The 8,243-nt window shown below is 44.9% G+C and carries 7 protein-coding genes; 4 read left to right on the top strand and 3 right to left on the bottom strand.

Annotated features, from left to right (window positions below):
* The first annotated feature begins 239 nt into the window (after window positions 1–239).
* The 4 genes from cysQ (at window position 240) to L976_RS18590 (ending at window position 3,571) form a co-directional block, all read left to right on the top strand.
* Window positions 240–1,046, top strand: a complete 807-nt coding sequence (cysQ, locus tag L976_RS18605; RefSeq protein ID WP_037430860.1) for a 3'(2'),5'-bisphosphate nucleotidase CysQ — start codon at window positions 240–242, stop codon at window positions 1,044–1,046.
* 62 nt (window positions 1,047–1,108) lie between these two features.
* Window positions 1,109–2,029, top strand: coding sequence for a fructokinase (mak, locus tag L976_RS18600; protein ID WP_047539202.1), 921 nt, complete (start codon window positions 1,109–1,111; stop codon window positions 2,027–2,029).
* Between the two features lie 107 nt (window positions 2,030–2,136).
* Window positions 2,137–2,871 (top strand): YdcF family protein, encoded by a 735-nt coding sequence (locus tag L976_RS18595; RefSeq protein ID WP_156143206.1) that lies wholly within the window; start codon window positions 2,137–2,139, stop codon window positions 2,869–2,871.
* Window positions 2,872–2,875: 4 nt separating this feature from the next.
* Window positions 2,876–3,571 carry a DUF2982 domain-containing protein gene (locus L976_RS18590; protein ID WP_047539199.1) on the top strand — a complete coding sequence of 232 codons (696 nt, stop codon included), beginning with the start codon at window positions 2,876–2,878 and terminating at the stop codon, window positions 3,569–3,571.
* Window positions 3,572–3,663: 92 nt separating this feature from the next.
* On the opposite strand, the gene L976_RS18585 is transcribed toward L976_RS18590, so the two are convergent.
* The 3 genes from L976_RS18585 to L976_RS18575 form a co-directional block, all read right to left on the bottom strand.
* On the bottom strand, window positions 3,664–5,961 hold the full coding sequence (locus L976_RS18585; protein WP_047539196.1) for an OmcA/MtrC family decaheme c-type cytochrome: 2,298 nt from the start codon (window positions 5,959–5,961) through the stop codon (window positions 3,664–3,666).
* 422 nt (window positions 5,962–6,383) lie between these two features.
* Entirely contained in the window at window positions 6,384–7,370 is a 987-nt protein-coding gene (locus tag L976_RS18580; protein ID WP_047539193.1) for a LysR family transcriptional regulator, read from the bottom strand.
* A gap of 391 nt (window positions 7,371–7,761) precedes the next feature.
* Window positions 7,762–8,187 (bottom strand): bactofilin family protein, encoded by a 426-nt coding sequence (locus L976_RS18575; protein WP_047539190.1) that lies wholly within the window; start codon window positions 8,185–8,187, stop codon window positions 7,762–7,764.
* Window positions 8,188–8,243 lie beyond the last annotated feature (56 nt).

The raw sequence follows: 8,243 nt of genomic DNA, 5'->3' as shown, positions 1-8,243 counted from the left end.
CTAGTGGTTTATTTTCAAGGCGGTGAATACGAATGCAGCCTAGGGAATGACTCTTTTCAGCGTATCTTGCTTGCCTTAGACTCGACTTATTTAAAATTAAAGCCTGATGCTTAGGACTTAAGCTTTAGTGTTTAAGCCCGCTTAGTCAATTTTGCTTGATTTATGACGAATTTGTTCTTAATTCTCAATGGCTGCCGATGGCATAATGCCGCAAAGCTGATTGAATAAAGGACGACTAAGTGACCGATAACACCACAATTGCGCTGCATTTTTCTAAAGCGGACTTGTTGCGGCTAGTGAATATAGCCCATGCGGCAGGTGATGCCATTATGGCGATTTACGCCCAAGAGCATATTGCTGTTACACAAAAGAGTGACGAGAGTCCTGTAACTGCTGCCGATCTTGCGGCTCATAGGGTGATTGTCAGTCAATTAGCTGAGCAATTTGCGGGCATTGCTGTGATGTCAGAAGAGGCCGCCGATATTCCTTGGGATGAGCGTGAGCAATGGCAGACCTACTGGCTTATCGATCCTTTAGATGGCACGAAGGAATTTATTAAGCGAAATGGCGAGTTTACCGTCAATATTGCGCTTATCCATCAAGGCGAAGCTATTGCAGGTGTGGTTTATGCTCCAGTGTTGAACACGACTTATTATGGGGCGAAACACTTAGGTGCTTGGCGACAGGATGGACAGCAAGAACAGCCGCTTCAGGGCTGTAAGATGCCAAGACAGGTGCCGATAGTGGTGGGCAGTCGTTCGCACTTAAGCCCAGATGTGGCTGATTATTTGAACAATATTGGCCAGCATGAAATGTTAAGCGTAGGAAGCTCGCTGAAGTTTTGTATGCTGGCAGAAGGTAAGGCCGATCTCTATCCAAGATTGGGGCCTACCAGCGAATGGGACACTGCGGCAGCGCAGGCGGTACTTGAAAGCGCAGGCGGTAAAGTCGTGTGTTATGACTCAGGTTTACCCTTAACCTACAATCAAAAACCTGACATATTAAACCCTTATTTTATTGCCACAGCGCCTGGCTGGGCAAAATAACGAGCAATCACAAGCGAGTCTGCGCGGACTCCTTGGCAGAACAATAGCGGAGAAGCTTATTCATGATACGCATGGGCATCGATTTAGGCGGCACAAAAATAGAACTCGTCGCCTTAAATGACGAAGGAAATGAGGTTTTTCGTAAGCGTATCAATACCCCTCGGGATTATCAGGGCACGCTTAACGCGATCGTCGATTTAGTTAATGAGGCTGAAGCGACCTTAGGTGAAAAAGGCTCTGTTGGCGTGGGGATCCCTGGTGTGATTTCTCCCTATTCAGGATTAGTCAAAAATGCCAACTCGACTTGGATCAACGGTCATCCCTTGGATGTGCATTTAGGGGAGCTGCTCGGCCGTGAAGTGCGGGTTGCTAACGATGCCAACTGTTTTGCGGTATCTGAAGCCGTCGATGGTGCTGCTGCGGGTAAATCTGTGGTGTTTGGAGTGATCATTGGCACGGGCTGCGGCGCGGGTGTGGCCATTAACGGTAAAGTGCATGCGGGTGGTAATGGCATTGGTGGCGAATGGGGCCATAATCCGCTGCCGTGGATGACCAAGGAGGAGTTTAATACTACCCGTTGTTTTTGCGGTAATCCTGATTGTATCGAAACCTTTATTTCAGGCACTGGCTTTGTTCGTGATTACAATGAGGCGCTCAGTCGTGCAGCAAGCGTCCAACGTGTGCCCGCTAAATCTGGTTCAGAGATCATGACTTTAGTCGATGAAGGTGATGAGATTGCCATAGCAGCCTTTGACCGTTACATGGATAGACTCGCGCGCTCACTGGCTCATGTGATTAATCTACTTGATCCTGATGCGATTGTGTTAGGTGGCGGCATGTCGAATGTTGAGGCTATTTACCCAAGATTACCTGCATTATTAAGCCATTATGTTGTAGGGCGCGAATGCCGAACACCGGTTGTACAGAATCTTTATGGTTGTTCTTCGGGCGTGCGCGGCGCCGCTTGGTTATGGGAAAAATAACCCAGTAATCTTAAGTTTTCACTCGTGACAACGCATCGCCTCGGCGATGCGTTTTGCTTTCTTTTGATGTTATGATTGCGCTCCTTTGGATTATTGGGCGCTAGCGCATGTTTTGGATTAAAAAAGTTGTCTCTCAGGCAATTATGCCTGTTCCATTTATCCTGTTGTTATTGCTGCTATCTTTGTTTATTTGGCGCAAACCGCGGTTAGCAAAATGGGCGATTGCCAGTGCTTTTACCCTTCTACTGTTATTAAGCAGTCAATTTAGTATCGATTATCTCGTGAAACCGCTTGAGACCCAATATCCCATTAATTCCACTCCCATTGCGGATACCTGTGTGGTGATGGTGCTGGGTTCTGCTCACTCGGATATTGAAGGTGCTACGGCGGTACAGTCCTTATCGGCTGTGGCATTGGCAAGATTAACGGAAGGGCTTCGGCAGCTTAAGTTAGGTCAAGATTGTAGTTTAGTCGTTAGTGGTTGGGGCGGCGAGCTAACCCAGCATTCCCACGCTGAAGTCATGGCCAAGGCAGCGATTGAACTTGGCATCGATGCGTCACGTATTATTGAATTTCCGCTCGCGCGCGACACCCTTGAAGAAGCGCACTATTTTAAAGAGCGCTTTGGCAATCAGCCTGTGCGATTAGTCACCTCGGCCTCCCATATGCCACGGGCGATGGCTATTTTTAGTGGTAAAGGATTAACCGCAAGTGCGGCGCCGACGGATTTTAGGGCCAGAGACGATTTTTATTGGCGTTTTACTGCGGATAACTTACTCGCCTCGCAACGTGCGCTACATGAATACATTGGCCGTTTATGGCTTTGGGTAAAACAGGAATAAAAATATGGCCTTAGAGTCTGATATTGTCTCGGTTCGTCCACTCTCTAAGCGTAATGGCTTAACTTTAACTATTGTAGGTGCCTGTGCCTTTGTGTTGGGCTTTGGCTTGTTTGTGATACTACCTGAGCTATTTGCAGTGGGCTTAGTGTTTTTCAGCTTGGGTGCAATTGCATTGATATTGGGCCTTGCAAAGGTTTTCGAGCCTGACACCACATTGACTATCGATGAGCAGGGGCTGACTTATTTTCATCGCCGCGGCAAGGTGTCGATAAACTGGGATAATATTCAGCGGGTTGACATTCCAAGAGTGACTCAGGGTGTTGATACTATTGAGCTTTCCTATATTGGTATTAAGCTAAAGCAGTTAAATCCGATACTCGATAATATTTCATTACGGCTTGCAGCGGGATTATTGACTGAGCAGCGGCCGTTACTTGTTACCGCCGCATCACAGCAAGAAGATTTAGCGACCTTAGAAACTTATCTTGGTGCTGAATTTAGCCCTTTGGTGGTTGATGGTGACAGATACCGCGGCGTATTGGCGATGTTTGGTCATCGCTGCGTGATGCTCAACACTCACCTTGGCTATCATCTTTATATTCCCCATGACAGTTTAGATCGTGAGCCGCGGGAATTTATTAAACTGTTAAGGCAACGCATCGCGCAGAATGCGACTCAAGTCGATGCTACAACAAATTAACACTACTGATAAAAAAGGGGCCCCGATGGGGCCCCAATAAGTTGCAGAGAGGAAGTTTGGGTTGTGCAGGGGGCAACCCAAAGGTACTAGTACTAGTGTGCTACCTCTGCGTGTACCTTATCTATGCCATAAGTTTTACCTTCAGCATGGCAGGTCGCGCATGATTCTACTGGTAGGTTAGGATCAGTCACTGCATCCGCTTCTACAATCGCACCGTTACTTCTAAAGTGAGCTACTGCTGCTGCATCTGAGTGAGCGTGACAGCTGCGGCATGATTCAGCTACTGGGCTAATATAGTAGCTACCCACTTTGATAGAGCGTTTTTCAGAAGTCAAACCACCGTCAGTTGCAAACAGTTTAGCGCCGTCTTTATGACATGCAGAACATGCTGTTTCTGGTGATGGGTAACCGAGCAATTCACCTTTATCGTCACGGAAGATGCCTGTGATAGAGTCAAAGTTACCACTGTGGAAACGGTGGGCAACGGTGAATAGGTCTTTGTTGTTGAAGGTGACGTCTGGATTCACTACTTTGCTTCCATCAGCGCCTTTGTAAACAACCGTTTTGTGACCTGAAGCTCCCGTTGTATCGTTATGACAGTTCATACATTGAGTGAAGGTGTAAGTACCGTGTCTTGTTCCTTTAACATAGTCTAAGGTACCGTGACAGGCATTACATTTGGCTTCTTCAACAGTGATACGAGTTGGGTCAGACATACGAGCAGTGCTGACTGCGCTACCATCTAAGCTGAAGAATTTAACAGGAGAGCTGTTGCCAATTGGGTTAGTTGGCCCAAATTCAAGTCCTGTTGCATTACAGCTTGCTACTGCACCAGCCTTGATACAAACGTTAGCTTCTGAACTGACATACATAGTTCCAACTGCTTGTGCATCTGGAATATCTTTAACAAAAGTCAATACACCACCAGAAAGCGTACCACTTGCAAGGTTTAAGCTGATAGCTGTTGGTTTAACATCTCGCCACGCATAAACAGTACCATCGGTAGCAACATTACCCAGCAATAAACCGTTAGCAACTAACTTTCCTGTTGGATTAGTGGTCGCATTATAGGTTGCAAGGCTTGTTCCATCGGCAATGGGTGTACCATTGATGGTCACATTAGCCTTGATGGTTAATGTTTTCATACCTAAGGTGGCTGACGGTGCAACTGCTGCACTTGTAAAGTCCACTTTAAATAAGTTGGCGTATTCAGCGCGTTTACCAACACTATGAACAGCTTCTGGTGTTAGGCTACCACTACCGTGACAAGATTTACATTGAGTGTCGTCGGCTTGAGCTAAACCAAATTCTGAGTGGTTTTCACCAGTTGCGAAGTTGACATTGATATGGCAACCCACGCAAGCTTTAGCGTAGATATTGGTGTTATAACTTGGTGCACCATCGTGACAGGATTTACATTCTTTCAAGTCAGATGGGAAACCAATTTCACCAAAGTATTCTTTGGCTTCACCAGACAGATACGCTGCATTATGTTCACCGGCATGGATACGGTGGATCATTGGAGCAAAATCAAAGACCCAACCTTCAGCAAGTTGTGCATCGCTGGGTACTAGATCTGGGTTATGGCAAGTTACGCAGTTTTTAACGTCTTGATAATTATGGTGAGCTTCGATCTTAGCGATATGGCCATCAGTTTCACCGTGACAGTTTTTACATGCTGCACTCGATACTGTGTCTTTGCCTGATGCGGCTAATTCATCTGTAGCTGGGATAAAATCAACAGGTACTGAAAGTACTTTATCTGCTAAGGCAACGCCTTGGCTATTGGCGATATTGTATGCGCGTAAAAATACTCTGTGTACTGCATTAGGGTTATCATTTGGATTAATGATCGGTGCAGCACCATCGTAAGTCCAAGTGGCAGTGTATGTACCAGGGTTTGCTGTATCTTCAGTTAATTTACAAGCATTCTTAGTACCGTTAAGGCCGTTTAGAGTACAAGTTAATGAGCTACCCGCTTTGTTTGCCGTAGCATTGTTTTGCCATTGAATTGGCGCACCAGTGCCTGACGTATTGTCATTTGCCGTTAAAGAGTAGATCGCAATTTTATCGAGTCCCATAAAAGGAACATCTTTGCCTGCGCTCTTTCCGGTTAAGCTGAACTTAACACTGAAACCTTCGCTGCTGGTGACTTTGATATCAGCTGGGCTAAGAGTAAATTTCAGATCGGTTATAGATTCTGCGGTTTTAGCAAAAGAACCAGCGGGTAACCCTGGTGTACCAGGCGTGCCCGGTGTTCCAGGGGTACCTGGTGTTCCGGGCGTGCCGGGTGCACCATCTTGCCCGTCTTCTCCGTCCCCGCAGGCGGTTAAACACAAGGCACTAGTGAGAGCTAGTGCCAGTAGAGATTTATTGTAGTTTTTCATCATCGCGTCCCTTTTTCTTTCTATAAGACTGCGTGTGCAGTGACTCTACTATAGGTCGAACAATCTACTTATAAAGGGGTATTTGCAAGTTTGTATCTGATATGTGAACAGTGATTTAACACACCAAAATGGAAATTCTAAAATATGAAATTGAATATTTCTAATTTTGTAATTCGTGTCTAAAAGTATGAAGTAGATAGCAAATTTTTACTTTTAATTTTAATAGTTTGTTGAGATTAATTTTTAATTAATTTTGGAAGCGGAGACTTATGAAACTTGTATTTAATGTTTTTCGGAGCCAATTTTTGAGTCAAAACTGAGGCTAATTTACTGCCATAAATAGAAGTGAATATGCTGGAAATAAGCTTGGATTTAACAAATTAAACTGTTTTTGAAACAATCAAAACATCCATGCTGTTGAGCTATTACGGTGTTAATAGCGTGTTGGTTGTCAGGGCGGTTAATAATGAACTGACGACAAGTTCGCATTGTGTTTGACTGTAGCGTCGATGGCTTCGTGGCTTTTCTACGAGAAAATACTGTGGTGGCATAATCGTTTCATGTAGACGATGTAACTCTGCGATGGGAAGCGGCGCTAGTTTTAATCCCGGCATATGTTTTACGGTATGCATATCAATACTCGAACAAAATGCCACACTTTGCATGGTGAGAAGGTGGGCATACCATTCTTCCCGATCTGTGACTCTTTCAATCGAGGGTAACAACAGCCCTTGGCGCTGACAGAACAGTTCTAGTGGGTCAATTCTGCTGTTAAAGCCCTTCAGTTCAATACATAGAAATGAATAACGGCATATGTGCTCAAGGCTGATTTCAAGTTGGCTTTCCCAAAGGGAATGATGTTTCGAGGCAACGACATAGACATTTGAAATACAGCCCAAGCGTGTAACACTAAGCTCTTTGGATTCGGTCGGCTCTATTGTGATCCCAAAATCTAATTCACCTGCATGTATCAGTTCTGCACTATTATCTTGCCACTTGTGTAGTCTTATTTGGCCTAATTCACTTATCACATCGGGTGAACTGAGCTGTGGTGCTAAGAAACTTAATAATCCATTACTTGCGGCTATATGGAGCGGTAATTCAACGTGACTCGCTGCATTTTGCAGCTGCATTGCAGATTGTTCTAGATGATAAACCGAATCGGTGAATTGGCAAATAGCGACATACAGACTTTCAGCAAGAGGTGTGGGTTTGAGCCCCTGTTGGCGCCGATAAAATAGTTCATCATTAAATGTTAACCGTAGCGCATTGAGACAGCGGCTAATTTTGGGAGCCGACACATTTAACGCTTTGGCGGCACTATTTGCATGTCCGTTATCAAAAATACTTTTAAATACAAGTAAGGTGAATACATCAAGTTCGCAGATTTGTTTTAGTAATTGATTGCTCATTTGGTCTCGCCTTGCGATGAGTCTGAGTCTGCAGTCACACAGTTTTGCCTAAGCATATCGATACCATTGATTAAGCAGCAAACCGTATGCACAAAATGCATTGTTGGTGGATTAGGTTAGCAGTTGTCGTACGGCTTAACTGTGATCTCAATCTTTAATTTAACAATTGGTTAACCAACGATGCTAGTCATTGGATTGTATGGTGTTTATTTAGGCGATTTTGGGCTGGAGGAGTAATTTAGCGAGCTCATCATCTTCATCAGAGTCGCTCGTAGTTGGTTGGAACAACGACACATCACTCGCGTGACGTAGGCTAGAATTTAGCGGCGCAAATAAAGGTTAATCTCTAAACGTCGACACACCCTCGCTCTTTTATGGGCTGAAATGTGGATTAGTCATTTTGACTCTGCGATAACAATACGTTTGTCGATGTTGCAGAGGGCAGGCTATGTGCGTGGATTGTCTGGTGATCTTCCTTAATCCTTAAACCAATAAACTGGCCGCCTTCATTGACTTGCATTGAAGTACAAGCAACATCACCGTCGACAATCCCATGTGCTTGGATGACTAAGCGCTCGCAAATCAATCGGCCTTTGAAATAACCATCAATAATTAATTCTCGACACTTTACCTCGCAGTGAAGACTTCCCGTTTGCTCAACAATCACATTCGCCTGTGACAGTATTTGACCTTGAACTTCACCACCAATCAACACATCGCCAGCAAATTCAATATTGCCAGTCAGCCTAGTGCCTTTAGCAATAAAACTGAGCGCGGGGGACGATTTGCGGGTAAACAGGAGATTTTTGCCAAACATGGTGATGAGAAACCTAATACATTGGGAATGAAATACTAACGTAAATACAGGGACAA

This window comes from Shewanella sp. ZOR0012, from assembly GCF_000798835.1.
GTDB lineage: Bacteria > Pseudomonadota > Gammaproteobacteria > Enterobacterales > Shewanellaceae > Shewanella > Shewanella xiamenensis.
Note: the sequence above shows the minus strand (reverse complement) of the source record. Positions and strands in the feature narration are given on the sequence as shown.